At 51.3% G+C, this 25049-nt stretch carries 19 protein-coding genes; 7 read left to right on the top strand and 12 right to left on the bottom strand.

All coding sequences use genetic code 11. The features are described from left to right. Nucleotides 1-133: 133 nt before the first annotated feature. The 5 genes from garR to CLR69_RS17035 all read right to left on the bottom strand — a co-directional run bounded on the left by garR (nt 134) and on the right by CLR69_RS17035 (nt 6652). On the bottom strand, nt 134-1048 hold the full coding sequence (gene garR / locus CLR69_RS17055; protein WP_277950132.1) for a 2-hydroxy-3-oxopropionate reductase: 915 nt from the start codon (nt 1046-1048) through the stop codon (nt 134-136). A gap of 60 nt (nt 1049-1108) precedes the next feature. Continuing rightward, nucleotides 1109-1879, bottom strand: a complete 771-nt coding sequence (garL, locus tag CLR69_RS17050; RefSeq protein WP_011095077.1) for a 2-dehydro-3-deoxyglucarate aldolase — start codon at nt 1877-1879, stop codon at nt 1109-1111. Between the two features lie 70 nt (nt 1880-1949). Next, the gene (gene gudD / locus CLR69_RS17045) at nt 1950-3290 is read right to left on the bottom strand and encodes a glucarate dehydratase (protein WP_129712094.1); all 1341 of its coding nucleotides are present in this window, start codon (nt 3288-3290) and stop codon (nt 1950-1952) included. 37 nt (nt 3291-3327) lie between these two features. Further along, entirely contained in the window at nt 3328-4695 is a 1368-nt protein-coding gene (locus CLR69_RS17040) for an enolase C-terminal domain-like protein (RefSeq protein WP_129712095.1), read from the bottom strand. Between the two features lie 604 nt (nt 4696-5299). Continuing rightward, nucleotides 5300-6652: an MFS transporter gene (locus CLR69_RS17035; protein ID WP_129706415.1), complete on the bottom strand. Its 1353-nt coding sequence runs from the start codon at nt 6650-6652 to the stop codon at nt 5300-5302. Nucleotides 6653-7193: 541 nt separating this feature from the next. Here CLR69_RS17035 and garD point away from each other — a divergent pair. The 4 genes from garD to CLR69_RS17015 all read left to right on the top strand — a co-directional run bounded on the left by garD (nt 7194) and on the right by CLR69_RS17015 (nt 12108). After that, entirely contained in the window at nt 7194-8768 is a 1575-nt protein-coding gene (garD, locus tag CLR69_RS17030) for a galactarate dehydratase (RefSeq protein WP_129712096.1), read from the top strand. Nucleotides 8769-9434: 666 nt separating this feature from the next. After that, the gene (locus CLR69_RS17025) at nt 9435-10970 is read left to right on the top strand and encodes a methyl-accepting chemotaxis protein (protein ID WP_165345977.1); all 1536 of its coding nucleotides are present in this window, start codon (nt 9435-9437) and stop codon (nt 10968-10970) included. A 175-nt stretch (nt 10971-11145) separates the two neighbouring features. Next, on the top strand, nt 11146-11553 hold the full coding sequence (locus CLR69_RS17020; RefSeq protein WP_129706420.1) for a FlxA-like family protein: 408 nt from the start codon (nt 11146-11148) through the stop codon (nt 11551-11553). 198 nt (nt 11554-11751) lie between these two features. Then, nucleotides 11752-12108, top strand: coding sequence for a FlxA-like family protein (locus CLR69_RS17015; RefSeq protein ID WP_129706423.1), 357 nt, complete (start codon nt 11752-11754; stop codon nt 12106-12108). 93 nt (nt 12109-12201) lie between these two features. Here the strand turns inward: CLR69_RS17015 and CLR69_RS17010 are convergent, their stop codons facing one another. The 5 genes from CLR69_RS17010 to CLR69_RS16990 form a co-directional block, all read right to left on the bottom strand. Next, nucleotides 12202-12423 (bottom strand): DUF3820 family protein, encoded by a 222-nt coding sequence (locus CLR69_RS17010; RefSeq protein ID WP_129712097.1) that lies wholly within the window; start codon nt 12421-12423, stop codon nt 12202-12204. 98 nt (nt 12424-12521) lie between these two features. Next, nucleotides 12522-14597, bottom strand: coding sequence for an NAD-dependent DNA ligase LigA (gene ligA / locus CLR69_RS17005; RefSeq protein ID WP_129712098.1), 2076 nt, complete (start codon nt 14595-14597; stop codon nt 12522-12524). Nucleotides 14598-14721: 124 nt separating this feature from the next. Next, a complete protein-coding gene (gene hldE, locus CLR69_RS17000) occupies nt 14722-16158 on the bottom strand; it encodes a bifunctional D-glycero-beta-D-manno-heptose-7-phosphate kinase/D-glycero-beta-D-manno-heptose 1-phosphate adenylyltransferase HldE (RefSeq protein ID WP_129712099.1) in 1437 nt (478 codons plus the stop codon). A 114-nt stretch (nt 16159-16272) separates the two neighbouring features. After that, the gene (glnE, locus tag CLR69_RS16995; RefSeq protein WP_129712100.1) at nt 16273-19128 is read right to left on the bottom strand and encodes a bifunctional [glutamate--ammonia ligase]-adenylyl-L-tyrosine phosphorylase/[glutamate--ammonia-ligase] adenylyltransferase; all 2856 of its coding nucleotides are present in this window, start codon (nt 19126-19128) and stop codon (nt 16273-16275) included. Nucleotides 19129-19180: 52 nt separating this feature from the next. Next, complete coding sequence (locus CLR69_RS16990) at nt 19181-20518, bottom strand: CYTH domain-containing protein (protein WP_129712101.1); 1338 nt, start codon at nt 20516-20518, stop codon at nt 19181-19183. Nucleotides 20519-20863: 345 nt separating this feature from the next. On the opposite strand from CLR69_RS16990, the gene CLR69_RS16985 reads away from it, so the two are divergent. Further along, nucleotides 20864-21484: a TIGR04211 family SH3 domain-containing protein gene (locus CLR69_RS16985; RefSeq protein ID WP_129706435.1), complete on the top strand. Its 621-nt coding sequence runs from the start codon at nt 20864-20866 to the stop codon at nt 21482-21484. A 107-nt stretch (nt 21485-21591) separates the two neighbouring features. Further along, entirely contained in the window at nt 21592-22836 is a 1245-nt protein-coding gene (locus CLR69_RS16980; RefSeq protein WP_129712102.1) for a multifunctional CCA addition/repair protein, read from the top strand. Nucleotides 22837-22898: 62 nt separating this feature from the next. On the opposite strand, the gene bacA is transcribed toward CLR69_RS16980, so the two are convergent. Both bacA and folB read right to left on the bottom strand, forming a co-directional pair. Then, nucleotides 22899-23717 carry an undecaprenyl-diphosphate phosphatase gene (gene bacA / locus CLR69_RS16975; RefSeq protein WP_129706439.1) on the bottom strand — a complete coding sequence of 273 codons (819 nt, stop codon included), beginning with the start codon at nt 23715-23717 and terminating at the stop codon, nt 22899-22901. A gap of 147 nt (nt 23718-23864) precedes the next feature. After that, on the bottom strand, nt 23865-24218 hold the full coding sequence (folB, locus tag CLR69_RS16970) for a bifunctional dihydroneopterin aldolase/7,8-dihydroneopterin epimerase (RefSeq protein WP_129706441.1): 354 nt from the start codon (nt 24216-24218) through the stop codon (nt 23865-23867). A 107-nt stretch (nt 24219-24325) separates the two neighbouring features. On the opposite strand from folB, the gene plsY reads away from it, so the two are divergent. After that, nucleotides 24326-24961, top strand: coding sequence for a glycerol-3-phosphate 1-O-acyltransferase PlsY (gene plsY, locus CLR69_RS16965; RefSeq protein ID WP_129712103.1), 636 nt, complete (start codon nt 24326-24328; stop codon nt 24959-24961). Nucleotides 24962-25049 lie beyond the last annotated feature (88 nt).

Genomic DNA, 25049 nt, shown 5'->3' with positions numbered 1-25049 from the left:
GCGCGCTCATGAAATGGCGCTTATACCCACCTGTTTTCAGGGCGGAGATCCTGAAGTCTCTTAGGTAGATCAGAATGATTATCTGCCAGTCGGCTGGCACAGTGTGCCAACCTTGTGACTATCGCTTCACGGCTTATCTCGTGACTTCTACTTTGGCCAGCTTCTCGTAATAACACGCTAATGCGCTATGGTCAGCCGATCCCAGATCGTCCGCTTTCAGCGCCTGCATCATTTCCATCACCGCCGCCGTTAGCGGCAGCTGTGCGCCAACGCCGTGTGAAGTATCCAGCGCATTCGCCAGATCTTTAATATGCAGATCGATGCGGAAGCCCGGCTTAAAGTTACGATCCATGACCATCGGCGCTTTCGCATCCAGCACCGTGCTACCCGCCAGCCCGCCGCGAATCGCCTGATAAACCAAGTCGGGATTAACGCCTGCTTTCGTCGCCAGAACCAGCGCTTCAGACATAGCGGCAATGTTCAGCGCCACAATCACCTGGTTCGCCAGTTTGGTGACGTTGCCTGCACCAATATCACCAGTATGTACAACAGAACCGGCCATTGATTTCAGAATTTCAAAGCAGCGTTCAAACTGCGCTTTGTCACCACCGACCATCACGGACAGCGTACCGTCGATCGCTTTCGGTTCACCACCGCTAACGGGCGCGTCCAGCATGGCAATCTCTTTCGTCGCCAGTGCGGTAGCAATTTCACGGCTGGCAAGCGGCGCAATTGAACTCATATCTACCACAATGCTTCCAGCACGTGCGCCGTCGATGACGCCGTTTTCACCCAACACCACGTCTTTAACGTGTGGAGAGTTAGGCAGCATGGTGATAATAACGTCACACTGCTCCGCAACCTGTTTCGGCGTTTCAGCTGACGTGGCCCCCGCCGCAACCACTTCTGCGACCGCATCCAGATTTCTGTCCATCACGACTAATGAATAACCTGCTTTCAGCAGATTTTTACTCATCGGTTTTCCCATGATGCCCAGTCCAATAAAACCAATTTTCATCGCCCTAACCTCATTGTCTGATGTAGATATCACTTCAATTCACGATGGCTCCGCCTCATGACGGATCCGATTCGCAGCGGAATCACTGAATTACTTTTTGTATTTGTCGCTCAGCGCCTGTGTCGCGCTGCGGAATACGCCCAGATCGCTGCCTACCGCGACGAAGCTTGCACCCCACTCCAGATAGCGACGCGCATCGGCTTCAACCGGTGCCAGAATGCCGCACGGTTTGTTATGCGCCGCCGCACGATCGAAGATGTGGCGGATCGCCTTCTGCACGTCAGGATGGTTAGGCTGACCGAGATAGCCCAGCGCCGCAGACAGATCGCTCGGGCCAACGAATACGCCGTCTACACCGTCTACCGCAATAATCGCATCCAGATTGTCGAGGCCGTCCTGGCTTTCGATTTGCACTACGACGGTAATGTTGTCGTTAATCTTGGCGAAATAGTCCGGTTCGGTGCCATAGCTATTGCTACGATGCGCCACGGAAACGCCGCGAATACCTGCCGGCGGATAACGGGTTGAAGCAACCGCACGCGCTGCTTCTTCTGCCGTTTCCACGAAGGGGATCAGGAAGTTATTGAACCCAATATCCAACAGCCGTTTGATGATGATTGGCTCATTACACGGCGGACGGACGACAGGCGCGCTGTGGCTACCTTTCAGCGCCATTAGCTGCGGAATAAACGTCACGATATCGTTAGGCGCGTGCTCGCCATCCAGCACTAGCCAGTCGAATCCCGCTAGCCCCAGCACTTCAGTTGAAATTGGGTTGCCTAGCGCGCACCAGCAGCCAATCAGCGTTTTCCCCTGCTGCAAATCTTGGCGAAAACGGTTAGGTAACAGCGGAGTCTTCATTTTTTATCCTCGGTCATTCCAGCGCCGTTTACCTGAAACGGCGCGCTCAAAAAACGGAAAAGTCAGAACGTTAGCGAACCAGACACGGACGTTTATTATCAAACGTCCACTCAGGAATAAGGTACTGCATTCCCATTGCGTCGTTACGTGCGCCTAATCCCATGTTTTTATACAGTTCGTGTGCTTTCATTACCTGATCCATATCCAGCTCAACACCCAGACCCGGTTTCTTCGGCACTTCCACCATGCCGCCAACAATCTGCAACGGTTCTTTCGTCAGGCGTTGGTTACCTTCCTGCCAGATCCAGTGCGTATCAATCGCCGTAATCTTGCCCGGCGCCGCCGCAGCGACCTGAGTAAACATGGCCAGTGAAATATCAAAGTGGTTATTGGAGTGAGAACCCCAGGTTAAGCCCCATTCATGGCACATCTGCGCCACACGTACCGAGCCTTGCATCGTCCAGAAGTGCGGATCGGCCAGCGGGATATCGACCGATTGCAGCGAGATGGTGTGACCCATTTGACGCCAGTCGGTGGCGATCATATTGGTCGCGGTAGGCAAACCGGTTGCACGGCGGAACTCAGCCATCACTTCACGACCGGAGAAACCTTGCTCCGCGCCGCACGGGTCTTCTGCATACGCCAGTACGTCACGTAGTTGCTTGCCCAGACCGATGGCTTCATCCAGCGACCAGGCACCGTTTGGGTCTAGCGTAATGCGCGCCTGCGGGAAGCGTTTCGCCAGTGCGGTCACCGCTTCGGCTTCTTCACTACCAGCCAGTACACCGCCTTTCAATTTGAAATCATTGAAACCATATTTCTCATACGCGGCTTCAGCCAGACGCACAATGGTTTCTGGCGACAGGGCTTCTTCATGGCGCAGACGATACCAGTCGCACTTCTCATTCCTCTGATTCTGGTAAGGCAGATCGGTTTTATTACGATCGCCGATGTAGAACAGATAACCCAGCATTTCTACCGCATCACGCTGTTGACCATCGCCCAGTAGCGAAGCCACGCTGACGTTGAGGAATTGTCCCAGCAGATCGAGCATTGCGGCTTCAATCCCCGTAACGACATGGATAGTGGTGCGCAGATCAAATGTCTGCAAACCGCGCCCAGAGGAGTCACGATCGGCAAACTGTGCACGCACGGCCGTCATCACGTTTTTGTACTCGCCCAGTGTTTTACCCACTACCAGCGCGGCAGCATCCTCCAGCGTCTGACGGATTTTCTCACCGCCGGGAATTTCACCGACACCGGTATTTCCGGCGTTATCTTTCAGAATCACAATATTGCGAGTGAAATAGGGTGCATGTGCACCGCTCAAGTTGAGCAGCATACTGTCGTGACCTGCAACCGGGATAACCTGCATGTGGGTAATAACCGGCGTTGAATTTTGCAACGTCATTTTCTTATCCTTATCTCTCTGATTTTTCGATGTAGGGTTAGCGACCAAAAACCGGGCGTTTACGATCAAATTTCCAGCCTGGAATCAGGTACTGCATGGCGGCAGCATCATTACGAGCCCCGCTCGGTAATTTTTTGTACAGCTCGTGGGCTTTCATGACCTGTTCCATATCCAGTTCAATTCCCAGACCGGGACGCTCTGGCACCTTGATTTTGCCGTTGACGATTTGCAGCGGCTCTTTAGTCAGATGCTGCCCTTCCTGCCAGATCCAGTGCGTATCAATTGCCGTCGGGTTGCCCGGTGCAGCCGCCCCTACGTGCGTGAACATCGCCAGGGAGATATCGAAATGGTTATTTGAATGGCAGCCCCACGTCAGGCCCCATTCATCGCACAGTTGGGCAACGCGCACCGCACCGTGCATCGTCCAGAAATGCGGATCGGCCAGTGGGATATCGACCGCCTGTAACATCACGGCATGGTTCATTTCGCGCCAGTTGGTGGCAATCATATTGGTCGCTACCGGCAGCCCGGTGGCCCGGCGGAATTCCGCCATCACTTCACGGCCGGAGAAACCTTGCTCGGCACCGCATGGGTCTTCCGCATAGGTCAGAATGCCCTTCATGTCTTTGCACAAACCAATCGCTTCATCCAGCAGCCAGGCACCGTTTGGATCGACGGTAATACGGGCATCCGGGAATCGTTTTTTCAGCGCCTTCACGGCATCGATTTCCTGCTCACCGGGCAACACGCCACCTTTGAGTTTGAAGTCTTTAAATCCGTAGCGGTCGGTGGTGGCCTCAGCCAGACGCACAATCGCCTCGCTGTCCATCGCCTGCTGGTGACGCAGGTGATACCACTCGTGTTTGCCCTTTTCACCGGATGCTTTCTCACCGGATACTTTCTCACCTGATAAATAAGGTAAATCCGTCTTCGTGCGATCACCGATATAAAACAGATAACCGAGCACGGTGACTTCATCACGCTGTTTGCCCGGCCCCAGCAGTTCAGCAACGGGGACACCCATAAATTGCCCCAGCAGATCGAGCAGTGCCGCTTCGAGTGCTGCCACGGCATTCACACGCAGCTCAAACGTCCAGGCGCCCTTGCCGAAAGAATCAAAATCAGAAGATTGGTTGCCGACGTGAATGTCATGAACCAGGCGGTTCATACGGGCGATTTGTTCGCCTTTCACGCGGGGAATGGCCTCGACCAGCGTGTTGTAAATAACTTCACCACCGGGTGCTTCACCAACACCGGTATGCCCGGCGCTATCGGTTAAGATCACGATATTGCGAGTGAAGTAAGCGCCATGTGCGCCACCGATGTTCAGCAACATGCTGTCATAGCCCGCAACGGGGATGACTTTCATGTCGGTAATTACAGGCGTCGCTGAAAAGTTTGTCATTACAGGCTCCCGTCATCAATGGCGTGCACAGGATTTACGCTTAGGTTTCCGATGTTTGCCAAAACGCAGGATCGCGTCGAGGCGAGTGAAAATAATTCAGTCATACAGGAATAAAAAACAGATGGTGCACCAGTAGATGATTTCATGTTGTTTTCCTACTTTATTAGCGCGACCTTGTTTTTACTCTGATTTGAAATAAACAATGCTTGTAGGGTTATCAGAATAAAAACAGGTATAACTACCTTAATACCGAAATAAAACGATTAGGAAAGCAGTGTCGTAATCCGTGCCGCCTTACCAACCTCAGTAAAAAGTATAAGTTTTCTTATTTCACAACTCATTGGGCAATAGCACAGCATTCCCTGTCGAAATGCAGATTAAATATGTCATTATCACAGGGCAATGGGAGGTGTTTCACGAAAACCGGGAAAAGCGAATTTCTGCCTGATAAACACCGAAATACGTACCATTGGTACCTGATTTCGAATAGGTAAATCTCTACTTTCCATGACATAAATAAAAGACAAAACGCTGCGCCATCAGTATGACGGCGCAGCGTTTTGTGTTACTGCCTATATGCAGGTTAATACTGTAGCGAATGGCTTTAATTCTTAACGAACGGCTTCAATTCGATACGTTTAATATCTTGCACGATGAACAGGTAGCTGACGATGGCAACCAGCGCATGAACCCCGACGTATACCAGGCCACCATTGAAAGATCCGGTCATCCCGATGATGTAGCCAATTGCAATCGGCGTTACGATACCAGACGCATTACCGAACATATTGAACAGCCCACCACTTAATCCGCTGATTTCTTTCGGTGCCGTATCAGCCATCACCGCCCAGCCCAGCGCACCAATGCCTTTGCCGAAGAAGGCCGCAGACATTACCGCAATGACGACCCACTCGGTTTCAACGTAGTTACAAATCACCATCGACATGGAGAGCAACATACCGAGAACGATAGGCGTTTTACGGGCAAAGGTCAGTGAATTGGTCCGGCGCATCAGGTAATCGGAAATGATGCCGCCCAGAACGCCTCCCACAAAACCACAGATGGCAGGCACCGACGCGACAAACCCCGCTTTGAGGATCGACATCCCACGCGCCTGAACCAGATAAAGCGGGAACCAGGTGATAAAGAAATAGGTTAATGCGTTAATACAGTATTGGCCGATGTAAACGCCAAGCATCATACGGGACTGCATTAATTGCTTGATCTGATGCCATTTTTCACCCTTCATGGTCGCGTTCTTCGACCCTTTGGCATCCATATTAATCAGTGCGCCACCCGCTTCAATGTAATCCAGTTCGGCCTGATTCACGTTAGGGTGATCCTTAGGATCGTGGATCACTTTTAGCCAGACAAAGCTGAGGATGATACCCAACCCCCCCATGAACCAGAACACATGCGCCCAGCCCACCGCGTGTACCAGCCAGCCCATAATAGGGGCGAAGATCACCGTCGCAAAGTACTGTGCCGAGTTGAATATCGCGACGGCCGTTCCACGCTCTTGTGCAGGGAACCAGGCAGCCACGATTCGGCTATTTCCTGGGAAGGAAGGCGATTCACACAGGCCAACCATAAAGCGCAAGAGGAACAGAGAAATGACGATGCCAGCACCGCTGAAAATATCGACAAAGCCTTGTAATAAGGTAAAAATCGACCAGGTGAAGATACTGTAGAAATAGACTTTCTTTGAGCCAAAACGATCGAGCAGCCAGCCTCCAGGTATTTGACCAATAACATATGCCCAGGAGAACGCAGAGAAAATATATCCCATCCCCACCGCGTCCAACCCAATCTCCTTAGACATTGCTGAACCAGCAATGGACAAGGTCGCACGGTCTCCATAGTTAAATGACGTGACAATAAACAACATCACGACAATCCAGTAGCGGGCGTTTGTTCTCTTTTGTATCGCGCCAGCTGCTGAGCTTACTGTATTCATGATGAACTCCTGCTTCAATCGCGGTTCGCTCATTCATTCCGAATAACAGATAACGTGTAGGGTTATCAGAATGAAGATCAGTGGATAGTTAAATTCCCATTTTTATTTTTTTTGCGAATAGCCAGGCTATATAGCATCAGAGTAATTAGCTGACATCTTCAACTCGCAGGAACATTATAATTTTTACCTGCTGGCCGCTCACTAGATAAAAGCACAACATTAAAAATGTCCTTTGGAATATGTTGGTGCACTTGCCCTATATAGTGCGAGGTGTTTCACGAAAAATGCCGTTATTCTCTTTTTACACGCGCACTCATTATTTTCATTTCAAACCTAAAAACGGTGCGCAGGAAGAATGTGATCAGACTCACCAAAATTTGGAACTTCGCCCTATAAATCAGAAACAAAATAATCCGGCTTAGGTCAATTGCATAATGTACGAGAAGTGAACCTCACGTATACTCATTAGCGAGCAATGAAGTAATAGTGTGGTAATAGCTACCACTGCGTTTCTGATAAACAAATAATAAAGGCTTGCATCATGTCAGATAAATCAGAAAGTAATGCTGCACAAGAGCAGCCACTTTATATTAAAGTTCACGATTCTGATAATGTTGCCATTGTTGTTAATAATAATGGCTTACGCGCCGGAACTCGTTTTAATGATAATCTGGAATTAATTGAACATGTTCCACAGGGCCACAAAGTGGCCCTGGTTGATATCGCTAAATCAGGCGCAATCATCCGCTATGGCGAAATTATCGGGTATGCACTGCGCGATATTGCCCAAGGAAGCTGGATTGACGAATCCCTGGTCGAATTGCCTCAGGCTCCCGCACTGGAAACCCTACCGCTGGCGACCAAAATTCCCCCCGCACTTCCTCCGCTGGAAGGCTACACCTTTGAAGGTTACCGCAACGTCGATGGCAGCGTAGGTACGAAAAATCTGCTAGGTATTACCACCAGCGTACACTGCGTCGCGGGCGTGGTGGACTATGTGGTCAAAATTATCGAGCGAGATTTATTACCTAACTACCCCAATGTGGATGGTGTGGTCGCGCTCAATCATCTCTATGGCTGCGGTGTGGCAATCAATGCCCCCGCCGCCGTCGTTCCCATCCGCACCATTCACAATCTGGCGTTGAACCCGAATTTTGGCGGCGAGATACTGGTGGTGGGTCTGGGCTGTGAAAAATTACAGCCGGAGCGCCTACTAGAAGGGACACCTGATGTGCAGGCCATCTCTCTCGACGATACCAGCATTGTCCGTTTGCAGGATGAACACCACGTTGGCTTCAGATCAATGGTGGATGACATTCTGACGATGGCAGACAAGCACCTGCAACAATTGAACAAACGTCAGCGTGAGACTTGCCCAGCCTCAGAATTGGTTGTTGGCATGCAGTGTGGCGGCAGTGATGCTTTCTCTGGCGTCACCGCAAACCCTGCCGTTGGTTTTGCCTCCGACCTGCTGGTACGCTGCGGCGCAACCGTCATGTTCTCCGAAGTAACCGAAGTGCGTGACGCCATTCATCTGTTAACACCGCGCGTTATCAACGAAGAAGTCGGTAAACGTCTGTTGGAAGAGATGGCCTGGTACGATAACTATCTCGACAGCGGCCAGACTGACCGTAGCGCCAACCCATCGCCGGGCAACAAAAAAGGCGGCCTCGCGAACGTGGTGGAAAAAGCGCTCGGATCCATCGCCAAATCAGGCACCAGCGCGATTGTCGAAGTTCTGTCTCCTGGTCAGCGTCCCACCAAACGCGGGTTGATTTATGCAGCAACACCAGCCAGCGACTTTGTGTGCGGTACTCAGCAACTCGCTTCCGGCATCACCGTACAAGTCTTCACCACCGGTCGCGGCACGCCTTATGGCCTACTGGCCGTACCCGTGATCAAAATGGCGACCCGTACCGCGTTGGCAAACCGCTGGCACGATCTGATGGATATTGATGCCGGTACAATTGCTACCGGAGAGGCGACGATCGAAGACGTCGGCTGGCAGCTTTTCCACTTCATTTTAGATATTGCCAGCGGCAAGAAGAAAACCTGGTCCGATCAATGGGGACTTCATAATGCACTGGCCGTTTTCAACCCAGCCCCAGTAACCTGATTATCTTTTTCCGCAGGCCAGCGCCATTCTCCGGCCTGCGGATGGCATTATTTGATCTACAATAAATTCAGCTTTAATAAAAACCGAGGAAAGGCAGAAATTAAAACAACAAACATCAATGCAGCAACATTTAAATTCACTCACGTAAAGAAAAAATAAAAAAAAATTAACAATAAGTTCTTCTCATCGTCAATTACTTCTATACAGAACACATTTCTAGTAAACCCGCTATGTGCTCCTCACCTATTTTTAATCATTTTTTCTCTGATTATTTATTACCAATAATATGAATCAATTGACAGGTAATCGTCCTCATCATAAATTTACACGTGCTGAAAAAGCGTGCTAACACTGATGAAACATTTGTTACAAATATACAGTTACAAAATTGCCATCACGCACAATATAGGGTCAATAGTTCGCTCATTATAAATAATGCATAACATTATTTTATATAAGTGAGCAAATCACCCAAAAAAATTCAGTATACCCATTTGAGTAATTTGAATATTTACACAGCAATATGCCTGACAGATTTCACGGTAGCGTCACGCGGCAGCCTTGTCACGTTTCAGCCTCTGGAATAACCAGAATCGCTGAGGCGGGAAAAGCAGCCAGCATGGCAGAACCGGGAAACTGAGCGGGATACGTACGCCGGGGTTTCTAATGAGATTAAATACACCTGTTACACAGCAGGAGTATCTGTTAGACATGGACACCATATTGATGTCCACAACAAATATTCACAGCCACATTACCTATGCCAACTCTGCCTTCATTAAGGTTAGCGGTTTTTCTGAAGAGCAGCTCATCAACCAACCTCACAATATTGTGCGTCATCCAGATATGCCCGTGGAAGCCTATGCAGACCTGTGGTTTACGCTTAAACAAGGCGATAGCTGGACCGGATTAGTCAAAAACCGCCGTAACAACGGCGACCATTACTGGGTTCGCGCTAACGTTACACCGGTTTACCAACAAGAACAGCTTGCGGGCTATATCTCGGTACGTAACACGCCCAATGCCGAAGAAATAAAAGCGGCCGAAATGCTGTATAGCGCCGTGCAGAAGAAACAGGCAGGAAGTCGCAAGTTCTATAAAGGACTGGTCGTTCGCACCGGACTCTTTTCTCCACTGTCGATCTTGCAGAAACTATCAGTTCGCTGGCGCTTACGTATCGCGATATTAGCGGTGGGACTAATCCCTGCACTGTGTGCTTTCAGTGGCATGAATCCGCTATGGCTGATGGCATTGACGCTGTTACTCATCATCATCATGGATCAGTTTCTACAGCAGCAAATTGCACAACCAATCAGGATGATACTCAAACAGGCTCAGCATGTCGTATCCGGCCGTAAGGTAAAGCATATCCACCTCAATCGAGTAGACGAAATTGGCTTGCTGCTACGTTCGGTTAACCAGTTTGGCCTGAACCTGCACTCGCTTGTCGACGACGTGAGTACGCAGGTCAACGGCATCACCAGCGTCAGCCATAAACTGGCGGAAAACAATGTCGATCTGAATACCCGAACAGAGGAAACATCGGCGAATCTGCAACAAACCGCCGCCGCCATTGAAGAAATTACCGTTGCCGTGCAGCAAAGCTCAGAAACCGCGGCGCAAGCCACAACCATGGCAGAAGCCGCCAGCAGTACCGCCCTTAAAGGTGGCAATATTATGAAGGAAACCATCGGTATGATGGATTCCATCTCCAGCGCCAGCGATAAAATCGTTGATATCATTGGCGTGATAGACAGTATTGCCTTCCAGACAAATATCCTTGCGCTGAACGCCGCCGTTGAAGCCGCCCGCGCGGGCGTACAAGGACGGGGATTTGCCGTGGTGGCTGCCGAGGTCCGTAATTTAGCGCAGCATTCCGCCTCTGCGGCCAAAGAGATTAAAACGTTGATCGACGCCAACGTCGAAAGTGTGAAACAGGGCAGCACAATGGTCGAGAACGCGGGCAAGCATATCAGCGACATCGTTGATGAAGTCCTACAGGTCTCCACCATGATCAAAGAGATCAGCAACGCAACGCATGAGCAAACCTCAGCATTGGGTCTGATCAATACCTCGATTGCACAGATAGAACAAATGACACAGCGCAATACCGATATGGTTACGCACTCGACAGAAGCGGCTGAAGGGCTAAATCTTCAGGCAAGGCGGCTGAATAGCGCGATTAACGTGTACGGTAGTTAACTGGCGTCATTTCATCAATATCGCTGGCAAGGGAGTAAGGAAACACTCTTGCCATCCCCCTTCTATTTCCCTCCAGTACGCGTATAGCAGCCCTTACGATTTGTAAGTTTTTCGTAAAGAAAATAGCGATACAGCCGATAGTGATCGAAGAATTGACTTATTTCAGGAGGAAGTGATGTCCAACGATATCAGCCAGATTACCATGAATACGGTGTCAAAAGTCGCGGCAACCCCTACAGCCAGCAAGAGTAAGGCTGCATCGACTACAGAAAGTAAGGCTGCGCCAGCGGCCAGTAGTGGTGCTCAACAAAAAATTGCCGCATTACAAAATCAAATCAAAGAGCTAAGCAAAAAGCTAAAAGATCTGGGTGAATCGGCCGCCAATGCGCAAAGTGAAAACGAGCGCAAACTCATTAAGCAGCAGCAGCAGATGATCCAAGCGCAAATACAGGCGCTCTATGCCGAAATTGCCCGCATTCAAAAAGAAGAAGCTGAAAAGAAAGCGATTGAAGCAGCTTCAAAAGCAACATCACAACAACCTGAAAATAAAGAAAAAAAAGGTGGTGTTGATATCTACGTCTGATCGCAATTTCTGACGTATTCCCCTCTTTCTTCCCCTCGCTTTCCTGAAAGATACACTTTGTTACATTAGCTATCAGGAAAGTGAGTCTTTCATGTTTCATTGCCAACAATTCCACCTTCGAGAAAGTGTTTAAATTGCCGATATAAGAGCTTGTACCCCTAATAATTCGGGTATATCGACATATTTTCAGGAGGGAAGATGTCAAACACAATAAGCAGTATTAGCGTATCGACAACAACAGCAAGCAGCAGTAAAAGCAGTAGCACCTCAGAGCAACAGATTGCGCAGCTAACCAAGCAGGTCCAGGCGCTCACCAAACAGGTGAGTAAGCTGACCGAATCGGCTTCTAGCGCAGAAAGTGATGAAGATCGTAAACTGATCGAACAACAGCAACAGGCAATTCAGGCTCAGATCCAAGCGTTACAAGCGCAAATTGCTCGTTTGCAAAGTGAAAAATCAGAACAGCAATCTGATTCCTCTTCTACAACGCAAAATGCTAAACAAGAAGGCGTTAACCGCCCAACCGAAGACAACAAGATTAATATCTACGTATAGTCTGTGTCAGGGATGGCATAACCAGTAAACGTAAAAGGTCGCTTCATTGAAACGACCTTTTTTTCGTCGGGTATTCCGCCAGAAAATGGATAATCAGGAACGGAGTCGCTTCAGCGGCGTGACCAACCCTTGCAGACCCTCTATCTTGATTGCCAGCGTGATTTGCATCAATTCCCCTAAACGACCATGAGGAAATTCATCCTTACGGGAGAACCACAGCAGGTACTCTTCCGGTAAATCAATCAGCACTCGCCCTTTATATTTACCAAAAGGCATCTGCATCGTGGCAATCTCTACCAGGTCTTCTTTTTCCACCCGCTTTTACTCCCAATAGCCTAGTCGTTTCAGGTTCGAGATACACGGAGCGACCACGAGGCGAGATTCCCATACAGAATCTCATCCCCGTATTTCTCCTATAATGGGCTTCCGTCACCGAGATTATCCAATAGTCGGATCATTTCTGCCTCATCGATCACCGGGATCCCCAACTCCTGCGCCTTCGCCAGTTTAGAGCCTGCGGCTTCACCAGCAATCACCATATCGGTTTTCTTCGAGACGCTGCCGCTCACTTTTGCCCCCAACGCCGTTAACCGATCTTTGGCTTCATCACGTGACAGAATACTCAGCGAGCCGGTCAATACCACCGTTTTCCCCGCAAATGGGCTGTCGATCTCTTCAGCATTGACGATCTGAACCTCGGGCCAGTGGATGTTGATGCCTGCGGGATCGGTCAGCTCGCGGATCACAGTTTGGTTGTGCTCTTCCTCAAGGAAGTGGCGCACATGTGCGGCGACAACTTTACCGACATCCGGCACGTCCAGCAGCGCTTCTTCATTGGCAGCAAAAAGCGCCTCCAGTGAACCAAAGTGAGATGCTAGATTGGCAGCCGTCGATTCACCAACGTCACGAATTCCCAACGCGTATAGAAAACGCGCCAGCGTTGTACTTTTCGCCTTTTCCAATGCATTGACCAGATTCGTCGCAGACTTCGGCCCCATGCGATCCAGCCCCGTCATGATCCCGGCACTCAGGCGAAACAGATCGGCTGGCGTTTTGACGTACTCTTTTTCCACCAGTTGATCGATGATCTTGTCTCCCATGCCTTCAACATCCAGCGCACGGCGAGAAACAAAGTGCTTCAACGCCTCTTTGCGCTGAGCACCACAGATCAAGCCACCGGTACAGCGCGTGACGGCTTCCCCTTCAACACGTTCAACGTCAGATCCACACACAGGGCAAGCAGCAGGGAAAACGATCGGTTGCACCGTTTCGGGCCGTTCAGATTCAACAATACCGACGATCTGCGGGATCACATCCCCCGCCCGACGTACAATCACGCGATCGCCAATCTGCAAACCTAGCCGCTCGATTTCATCGGCATTATGCAGCGTAGCGTTGCTGACAATCACCCCGGCCACGGCGACCGGCTCCAGACGCGCAACGGGCGTAATCGCTCCCGTCCGCCCAACCTGAAACTCGACATCTCGCACCCAGGTCAGCTGTTCCTGTGCGGGGAATTTAAACGCTACCGCCCAGCGAGGCGCACGGGCAACGAAGCCTAATCGTTCCTGCAACGCCAGCGAGTCAACTTTGACGACAACGCCGTCAATATCAAAGCCTAACGCGCTGCGGGTCTGTTCAATCTGACGATAAAAATCGAGCACCTCGGCTGGGCCGGTGCATAGCTTGATTCTGTCGCTAACCGGCAGTCCCCACGCCTTGAACTGCATCAGGCGCTCCCAGTGACTTGCAGGCAGTTCCCCACCTTCCAGTAGGCCGACGCCATAGCAGAAGAAAGTCAGCGGACGCTTAGCGGTAATGCGTGGATCGAGCTGGCGCAGCGATCCGGCGGCAGCGTTACGTGGGTTAGCAAAGACTTTGCTCCCTGTACGGCGAGCCTCTTCGTTTAACTTCTCAAAGCCGCCGTGTTTCATAAACACTTCGCCACGGACTTCAACACGGCGCGGAATATTTTCTCCCTCAAGACGCAGCGGGATCGCCCCAACGGTACGGATGTTACTGGTGATATTTTCCCCGGTCGTTCCATCTCCACGCGTGGCAGCCTGAACCAGTACGCCATCTTCATACAACAAGCTGACAGCCAAGCCATCCAGTTTCAGTTCGCAGCAGAATGTCAGGTCGTCCCCGTTCTTCAGCCTGTCGCCAATTCGCTTGCTGAAAGCCAGATAGCTTTCTTCGTCAAACACGTTATCCAGCGATAACATTGGCACTTCATGGCGTACCTGCTCAAATGCTGCCAGCGGTGCAGCACCAACGCGCTGCGTGGGAGAATCGCTGGTCACCAATTCTGGGCGATCCGCCTCCAATGCTTTCAGTTCCTGCATGAGTTTGTCATATTCGATATCAGGAATTTCAGGTGCATCTTCAACGTGATATTTGTATTCGTGATGGCGCAAGACCCGGCGCAATTCCGCTACCCGCAGTGCAACCGCATTCACTTCGGCTGGTTCTTTCTTCACTGGTTTCATACCTGTTTTATCTGACGTGTCGCCCTGTTGGCGCTATGATTTTTATGATCCTCGCCCGTAATAGGCTAGGGCGAGAATCATTAACTTGCGGTCTGAACAGCATCGATGCCGTCAGTGATCTATTTTAAGATTGGGACGTGCTGGCTTTAATCGTGTTGATGATATTTGTCGTAGAGCAACCGTCCTCAAAATTCAGGACTTTCACTTCACCGCCGTTGGCCCAGACCTCTTCACTACCGGCAATTTCATGTGGCTGATAGTCGCCACCTTTCACCAGAATGTCTGGCAGGATACTAGCAATCAGACGCTGAGGCGTATCTTCTTCAAACGGCACGACCCAGTCGACAGCTTCCAACGCACCTAACACGATCATCCGCTGCGGCAGCGGATTGACGGGTCGGGTCGGCCCCTTCAGGCGTTTAGTAGATGCATCGCTGTTTACCGCAACGATTAGCCGATCGCCAAGTTTACGGGCATTGGCCAGATAAGACACATGTCCGGCATGCAGAATATCGAAGCAGCCATTGGTCATCACAATTTTTTCGCCACGCTGACGCGCCAGTTCAACGGCATGTTTCAGCTGTTCTTCGGTCATCACGCCAAATCCGGTTTCGGCACGGCCGCGGATAGCATTTTCCAACTCAATCGGCGTGACCGTTGATGTTCCCAACTTACCAACAACGACACCTGCGGCGGCATTCGCCAGGAAACAGGCTTCTTCCAGCGGATTCCCCGCCGCCAGAGCCGCCGCCAGAACACCAATCACCGTGTCGCCTGCACCCGTCACGTCATACACTTCCTGCGCCTGAGTCGGCAAATGCAGCGGTGCTTTGCCCGGCTGTAGTAGCGTCATTCCTTGCTCGGAACGAGTAATCAGCAGCGCGGACAGATCGTAATCGGCCACCAGTTGCATACCACGCTCAACCAGCTCTTCTTCCGTTTTACAACGACCTGCAACCGCTTCAAATTCAGACAGATTCGGCGTCAGCAGCGTCGCACCGCGGTAACGGGAAAAATCCGTGCCTTTCGGGTCAATCAGTACCGGAACGCCAGCTGCTTTTGCCGTCTGAATCATGGATTGTACATGCGCTAATGCGCCTTTCGCATAGTCAGACAGCACCAGCGCGCCAATTTTTGGCAGTGCCAGTTGGATACGTTCGAGAATAGGCTGAGGATCAATCCCCTCAAAACCCTCTTCGAAATCCAGTCGGATCAGTTGCTGATTGCGCGACAGTACGCGCAGCTTGGTAATCGTCGGATGCGTAGGAACAGAGACAAAGTCACACTTCACGTTCACTTCGCCAAGTTTGGCATTCAGTGCGCGTGCAGCGTCATCAATGCCCGTTAAGCCCACCAGACGCGACCCCGCGCCCAATGCTGCGATGTTCATTGCGACGTTCGCCGCGCCGCCCGGGCGCTCTTCGATCGTATCAACTTTGACCACAGGCACTGGTGCCTCTGGTGAAATTCGGCTGGTCGGCCCATACCAGTAACGATCCAGCATGACATCACCAACCACCAACACACCCGCATGACGGAAATCAGGCAGCGTTACTTTCATCCTCTACTCCAGGCTTATTTCGCATAATGCGCGTAATAATATCATAGGCACTCTGATTACACGTCACCGCTCCGAATATCTTCGCTGAGCGTTTGACCACGTATAGTGGGAAACTTACTCGCCCATCAGCCATTTATTCCAACTCACCAACACCTGCTCCCGCTCCGCCACAAACCGATCCTTGCTAACCCGCCCAGACAGTTCCTGCAAAGCCAGATGGTGCAGTTCATTGCGCATCGTGACGTAGGCCAGCTTGAGCGCGTTAGCTTCACTCTCTTCCATCACGCCATACTGTGCCATCAGCTCTAGAATACGCACATTGTCTGACCAGCGAGTCAAACGCGGTTCCTGAGCAGCGTAGCGCAGCACCAGATACTGGGCGATAAATTCGATATCCGTAATGCCGCCCGCATCCGTTTTGATATCAAAGAGTGATTTGTCTTTGTTCGCCAAATGCTGACGCATTTTTTCGCGCATTTCACGCACTTCAGTTCGCAAGGTATCTGCATCCCGCTCTGCACAGAGGATACTGCGGCGAATAGACTCAAATGTTTGCTGCACGCCGCTTTCGCCGTACACCATACGCGCGCGCACCAGCGCCTGATGCTCCCACGTCCACGCCTCATTACGCTGATAATCATCAAACGCTTCAACCGTGCTTACCAACATGCCAGCCGCGCCCGATGGCCGTAAACGAGCATCCACTTCATACAGAATGCCTGATGACGTCCGAGTGCTAAACAGGTGCATCACACGCTGTGCAAGACGTAGATAAAACTGACGACCATCAATACTGCGTTCGCCATCCGTCATCACGTCCGACGGACAATCCAGCAGGAACACCAGATCCAGATCGGAGCTATACCCCAGTTCCCATCCCCCGAGCTTGCCATAGGCAATAACGGCAAACCCACGGCCTTCACGATGCTGCAAGTGGGATGGCTGGCCGTAGCGCACCACCATCTGCCCCCACGCCTGCTGAACCACTGCGGCAATAATCGCTTCCGCTAAATACGTTAAGTGATCGCTCACTTTCATCACCGGCAGTACGCCACCGATATCCCCTGCGGCGATGCGTAGCTGTTGTGACTGCTTGAACTGACGAACTGCTTCCAACTGCTGTTCTTCATCGTCCTCAGGAACGCGCATCAAATACTGGCGTAGCTCATCGGCGTACGCGCCAGGCGCCGTCGGCTGATACAGCGTTGACGCATCGAGCAATTCATCCAACAGCAGGGGGTAACGCGCCAGTTGGCTGGCAACCATCGGCGAAGCCGCACACAGACGAATCAACTGAGCCAGTGCAGCACGAGACTCCAGCAACAACTCAAGATAGGTCGTACGTGTGACGATCCCTAACAGCAGCGGGGTCAAACGAGACAGCACCGTGTCCGCCTCCTGGCGGGCACAGACTTCTGCCAGCAAACAGGGCATGAGCTGATCCAGAACATCGCGCCCACGCGGCCCTATCGTGCGTTTCGCCACATCATGGCGGAATTCCACAATCGTCCGCATCAGTTTTTCACGCACAGTTTCCGTGAGATGCGGCGTCAGTGGCGCTAATTCGCCATCATCCAGCGTGTCCTGCCATAGGCTGCTATAGCTGCCATGTTCGGGGATATCGTTGTTATCCGGCGCATCATCGCCAATCAGGTCATCAAATACGTGGCGCACCGCCTGCATATGCTGTGACAGCATGGATTGCAGTGTGTCCCAGTTGTCGAAACCCATTCCCCATGCTAATCGCTGCTGATTCAGCTCATCACTCGGCAGCGTTTGCGTCTGCTCATCGGCAATCGCCTGCAACAGGTTTTCCAGACAGCGCAGAAACAGATAAGAAGTACTAAGATCGAGCACCTGCTGCGGAGTTAATAGCCCCAACGTTCCCACATGCTGGAGCGTAGGCAGCAGTGAACGCCCCTGTAGCCCAGGTTCACGTCCGCCGCGAATCAGTTGGAAAACCTGCGTGATAAATTCAATTTCACGAATCCCACCTGCGCCCAATTTGATGTTGTTACGCAGATCCCGGCGCCGAACTTCGCGAGCAATCATGCCCTTCATATTTCGTAAGGACTGGATCACACTAAAATCAATATAACGACGAAAGACGAAGGGCTTCAGCGTACTGCGCAGTTCCTGACTGTAGGCATCATCCATTCCCCCCATCAGACGCGCTTTAACCATCGCGTAGCGTTCCCAGTCGCGCCCCTGTTCCTGATAATAATCTTCCATGGCCGCAAAGCTGAGCACCAATGGGCCACTGTCGCCAAAGGGACGTAACCGCATGTCCACACGGTAAACAAAACCATCGACAGTCGGCTGATCCAGTACCTTAATGAGCCGCTGCCCCAGACGCGTGAAGAACTGCGCGTTATCCAGCTCGCGCCGCCCGCCTTGCGTATGGCCATTTTCGGGATAGACGAAGATCAGATCGATGTCCGAAGAGAAGTTAAGCTCTCCTCCCCCCAATTTTCCCATACCCAGGATCAGCAGAGGCTGAGCCAGCCCCTGAGCATTGCAAGGCGTGCCCCACTCACGGCAACAGGCCTGATATAGCCAGCTTCTGGCCGCCACAATTATCACCTCGGCCAGTTCACTCAACTGACGCAACGTGTGTTCCGTCGTACTGGTTTGCAGCGCCTGTGACCACGCAATTCGCGTCAACATATGCCGACGAAACCGACGCAAGGTCGCCATCAACGCATTTTCGTCGTTAACATCGGCCAATGCATGGCTCAACCAGTCGGCGTAGTGCTGCCACTCTTCGGGCTGTGGCGGCTGCTGATGAATTCCTTGCCACCAGTCAGGATGCAGCGCAAGTGCATCACTGACAAAATCACTCAATGCCAAAACAGCCGCGTCGCTGTCTGTTATCGGTTCATCAGGCGCCGCCTCCCGCAAACGTGACAATGCACGCTGAGATTGTTCCGTCAAAAGCACAGGTAAAGCGGGCAAAGGAAGTATCGACATGGGGGTTCCCTTGATGCGCCGCCTATCTTCACTGACAAGCGGCAGTTAACGATTACTGTGATGGTCCACCGCTATGCAGCCAGAACGGGGACAGGGTCAACACGGCTTTACGATAGGCTTCCAGATACACAGAAGGAGCCTGTCCGGCAGCGATCCGCTCAATGTCCTGTAGCAGCGTCTGCCAGTGTTCAACGTAGGCTTCCACTTGCTCCACCGGGTAGGCACCAGATAAGAGAAGAAAAGCGTAGATATTACGTTGCAGACGGGGGATTTGCTGTTCGTACTGCGCTTCCGTCAATTTAGAAGAAAAGGCGCTTTTCAGCTCAGCCGTACTCCGGCTTAGCATAATGTCGGCAAAGCGTTTGAACGATCCCTGTAACTTAACGCGATCTTTCTTATCCATATGGTCACACCAGCCAGATTCGACTAGCCAGGAAGTTAGTACCAACTTACTTTGCAGATAGTCGGCGCTGTAACACACCTCTGCTCCATTAGGGGCTTGTAGCCGAGCCTCCAGGCTGGCAAGCGCAGAGCGGAAAAGCGTAGTGACCTTGCGTAACACGACGCCCCCCACCAGCACCAACATTTCACGCATCATTGCGCTGGCCTGCGGCAGAGCTTCACGAGCAGAGGAATTCCCTCTGACCCAAAGTTCTTCATGGTATTGCCAGTGACTCAACGCGAGTTCCAGCGCTGCGCGGATGGCCTGATCGATGTTGGTTTTGGGATCCACAACCAATCGATTGAGAGGAAGACACTCGCGAACCGGATTACCTTTAGCCAGATGATAGCCGCGTGCCGCCTTACTAAGGCTGCCCTGGCGCATACCACCAAACTCCGCGATTTCCTTTGCCAAGGCCAGCAAATGGGTGGTCTGCCCCACCTTAAGTTCCATCTCCAGTTCGCACAGTGGTTCACTCAGATCGCCTGCGCGAATCTCGCCACGATCCAACGCAACCTCAATCACGCTTTGGTAGTAAGTAAACACCCACTTTTCACGTGTAAAATCCGTGCTAAACAGCGGGTTAAGCGACGATTGCAACACTTCAACATCGCAATCTTCTGGCCAGACTTCCGCTGGAAACAGGCTAAGATCCAGTTCTGCTTTCTCCAGCGCAACGTTATATTCAGGGTGTTGGTGCAGCCCACCAATCACCTTACCGGCTGTTTTCGCCGTCATTTCGTAGCGTTCATTTTCGCCACGAATACGCAGACCAATACCGTTACGACGCAGATAATTATCCGCCGTTTCATAATAGGTATTGCTCAAACGCTGAGCACGCATGTGCTCATACTGGCTATAATCACTTTCCCACTCAGCCAGTTGCGTCAGCAGCGACTCAACGCTGTCGGGATGAACAATAAATTTCAGTTCAATTTCTTCACTCATAGCATTCACAACACCAAGACCGCGTTCATTATCATGTCAGTAAATAACATTTTACTTCACCTTACTACCCTTACCGCACACACTCTTTTTCACCTGCGAACAAGCGCGCATTTCTTATGCAAACCTGCCATCCGCTACGCTGACTTCTCCCTGTTTAAACAGGCGGCATACCGTCTTCTAAGAACCCGTCCCCATAGGCGTTATGGGTATAGCCCAAGCCCAAAATGACAAGTGAAATAGCCCTAACGGGTAGGTTCTAAGACTGTTCTCATTTCGGTTTATACATTGCCTCGTCAGACTTAAGCCTCTACTATCAGACCACCATTAACGCAACATGATGATCTTATGCAGAAATTAGGCTTAATCTGTTTTACTTTGTTTTCACTCACGCTGAGTTGGACCGCACAGGCGGAAGAAAAACGCTACATTTCCGATGAATTATTGACCTATGTCCACAGTGGGCCAGGCAATCAATACCGTATTGTCGGCACGGTGAATGCTGGCACTGAGGTCACGCTACTCAGCGTTAATGAAAGCGCGGGCTATGCGCAGATTCGTGATGATAAAAACCGTACCACCTGGATTCCTCTTGACCAGCTTAGCGATACGCCAAGCCTGCGCACACGAGTACCAGAGCTGGAAAAACAGGTAAAAGACCTGACTGACAAACTGAATAATATCGATCAGACCTGGAATCAGCGTACCGCTGATATGCAGCAGAAAGTCTCTGCAAGTGATAGTGTTATTAACGGGTTACGTCAGGAAAATCAGGATCTGAAAACACAGCTTATCGTCGCACAGAAGAAAGTCAGTGCGGCGAATGTCCAGCTTGACGATAAGCAGCGCACCATCATTCTACAGTGGTTTATGTATGGCGGCGGTGTTGCTGGCATAGGTTTGCTGCTGGGTCTGCTGTTGCCGCATATCATCCCCCGCAAAAAGAAAAATGACCGCTGGATGAGCTAACCGGAATACGTGCCTGCTTTTGCAGGCATTTTTCTCTGTGACCAACGTGACGGCGCAAAGATGGTAGTATGTTATGAAGTATTGGTTATTTATTCAGGAGCCCGACGTTGAAGATTTACCTTGTCGGCGGCGCTGTTCGGGACAGCCTGCTGGGTTTACCCGTCACTGAGAAAGATTGGGTAGTGGTCGGCGCTACGCCAGAGCACCTGCTTGCGCAGGGCTACCAGCAGGTCGGAAAAGATTTTCCCGTCTTCTTACACCCCGTCAGCCGCGATGAATACGCACTCGCTCGTACCGAGCGTAAGTCTGGCAAAGGCTACACCGGATTTGTCTGTCACGCCGAACCAGATGTCACTTTAGAGCAGGATTTGCTCCGCCGCGATTTGACCATCAATGCCATAGCTCGTACCGAGCAGGGCGATCTGGTCGATCCTTATCACGGCCGTCGCGATCTCGAGAATCGCCTACTGCGCCACGTCTCCGAAGCCTTTAGCGAAGATCCGTTACGGGTTCTGCGTGTCGCCCGTTTTGCCGCGCGTTTTGCTCATCTCGGCTTCCAGATTGCAGAAGAAACCATGGCGCTAATGCAAAAAATGGCGCATGAAGGCGAGCTGGCTTACCTAACGCCAGAACGCGTCTGGAAAGAGACGGAAAAGGCGCTCGGTACGTCGTCGCCAGATGTCTATTTTCAGGTGCTGCGTGACTGCGGCGCACTGGCCGTGCTGTTTCCTGAAATTGATAATCTCTATGGCGTGCCCGCCCCTGCAAAATGGCACCCGGAAATCGATACCGGTATTCATACCATGATGACGGTGGCCATGGCCGCACGCCTCAGCCCTGAGATTGACGTACGTTTTGCCACACTGTGTCACGATGTAGGAAAAGGGCTAACGCCGCCCGAACTGTGGCCACGGCATCATGGACACGGTCCTGCGGGCGTCAAGCTGGTTGAAGCACTCTGTCAGCGCCTACGCGTACCTAATCCGATTCGCGATTTGGCAAAGCTGGTTGCGGAATACCATGACCTGATTCATACCGTGCAGATACTGCAACCTAAAACCCTGATGAAGTTATTTGATGCGATTGACGTCTGGCGCAAGCCGCAGCGTCTGGAACAGCTCGCGCTGACTAGCGAAGCCGATGCCAGAGGCCGAGCTGGTTTTGAAGAAAATCCTTATCCACAAGGGGATTACTTGCGTGAAGCCTTCCACGTCGCCAGCCAGGTCAGCAGTGCAAGCGTTGTCGCCGATGGTTTTAAGGGCATTGACGTGCGCAATGAACTGGTACGCCGCCGTATTCATGCACTGGCAGACTGGAAAGCACAACAGCCGGATATATCCGGCACGCCCTGAAAAAAGAGGCCACGCTAATGCGTGGCCTCTTTTTTATATAGCGTTAACCTAAACTCTCAGTCTTACATAAACACCATGTAAACCACGCCCGCGACGATGAAACGGTAAATCGCGAAGGGGATAAACGAGATGCGTTTGATGATTGTCAGGAAGGTTTTAATCGCGATCAGCGCCACGACAAACGCCGTCACGAAGCCAACGGCAAACATCGGCACATCAGCCAGCGACAGGAAGTGCCAGCTTTTATACAGATCCAGAACGGTCGCACCCATCATCATGGGAACCGCCAGGATAAAAGAGAACTCAGAAGCCGCATAACGGCTTACGCCCATCAGCATCCCGCCGGAAATGGTTGCCCCCGAACGTGAAAAACCGGGCCACAGCGCCAGACATTGAAAACAGCCAATCATAAATGCCTGCCGATGAGTAATATCATCCAGCCCCACGGCACGCGGCTCTTTTGGCTTGAACCATTCTGCGGCTAGCAGCAGGAAGCCCCCGATAACCAGCGCATACATCACGTTCTGTGGATAAAACAATGATTTGATCACGTCATGGAAAACCAGACCAAGTACCACCGCAGGGATCATCGCCAACAGGATATGCGTCAGTTTAAGACGCCCAGCGGTTTTTCCCTCATGCGGAACCTCACCGAAATGAATACCAATCAGGCCAAAGAGACGACGCCAAAACATGACGACAACTGCAAGAATTGAACCAAGCTGGATAATGACTTCAAACGTCTTGGCTTTCTCATCAACAAACCCTAACCAATGACCAACAATAATCATGTGCCCCGTAGACGATACGGGCAAAAACTCGGTCAGTCCTTCGACCACGCCAAGAATAAATGCGATTATTAACGAATGCAGGTCAGTCATCTAAAAATCCTTGCCTCTAATAAAAACGAAAATGCAGCCCATAAAAAAGCGGCCACGTACTTTCGCGAGCCGCTACAAGTGGCTTATAGACTATTCAGGTTACGATTTAGTTGCACGTAAACCCGTATTTATTCTGTTAAATCAGATTTATCGTGCGCCACGCTCAATAATGACCCCAACCTGACGCGCCTGCGCGACTGCGCCCGGCTTGCTAAGCTTGATGCGCAGCCAGGGAATGGAGAAGCGCAGCATCAACATGTGTGCGACTTCCTCAGCAACACGCTCCACCAGAGCAAAACGCTGGTTTGCCACATAGGCAATCACCGCATCGCTGACATCAGCATAGCTCAGGCAGTCCTTAACATCGTCACTGGCTGCTGCCTGGCGGTTATCCCAGCCCATTTCGATATCGAACACCAGTTTCTGCTGGATAGTCTGTTCCCAATCGTAAACACCAATGGTAGTGACTACAGTAAGTTCTTCAATAAATACGATATCCATCACGCCGTTCTCTGTTTTTGTCGCTGTCGGATACCACTTCCGACGGAATGTGCGTATTATCCACAGATGAGAAGAGTAAAACGACCCTTATTAAACGGAATCGCGTTATGAGTGTTACCGCGCTTGGTATGATGTTAATCGCGTATCTGTGTGGCTCTGTTTCCAGTGCGATTTTGTTTTGCAGAATTGCTGGGCTGCCCGATCCGCGTCAGCATGGCTCTGGCAATCCCGGAGCCACTAACGTATTGCGTATTGGCGGCAAAGCTGCCGCAGCAACCGTGTTGGTTTTTGACATTCTGAAAGGCATGTTGCCAGTTTGGGCTGCTTACGCGCTGGGCGTTGCTCCGCTGTACCTCGGGTTAACTGCCATCGCCGCCTGCCTCGGCCATATCTATCCAGTCTTTTTCCACTTTCGCGGGGGTAAAGGCGTGGCAACTGCTCTTGGCGCTATCGCTCCAATCGGTTGGGATCTGACGGGTCTGATGACCGGTACCTGGCTACTGACCGTATTGTTGAGCGGCTATTCCTCGCTCGGTGCCATTGTTAGTGCGCTCATCGCACCGTTTTATGTCTGGTGGTTCAAGCCACAATTTACCTTCCCCGTCGCCATGCTCTCTTGCCTGATCCTGATGCGTCACCACGACAATATCCAACGCCTATGGCGAGGGCAGGAAAGTAAAATCTGGGATAAGCTGCGCAAGAAGAAAAAACCGGAAGACGAGAATACGTCCTCCGAAGAGTGAAAAGTAAGGCAAAAAATATATCCCCTATATAATTCGAGTTGCAGGCAGGCGGCGACGCAGTGACAAATCGGTTCTTGACCGATTTGAA

The organism is Pectobacterium zantedeschiae (genome assembly GCF_004137795.1).
Classification (GTDB): domain Bacteria; phylum Pseudomonadota; class Gammaproteobacteria; order Enterobacterales; family Enterobacteriaceae; genus Pectobacterium; species Pectobacterium zantedeschiae.
The sequence above is the reverse complement of the archived record's forward strand: the minus strand, read 5'-3'. Positions and strand labels throughout refer to the sequence as shown.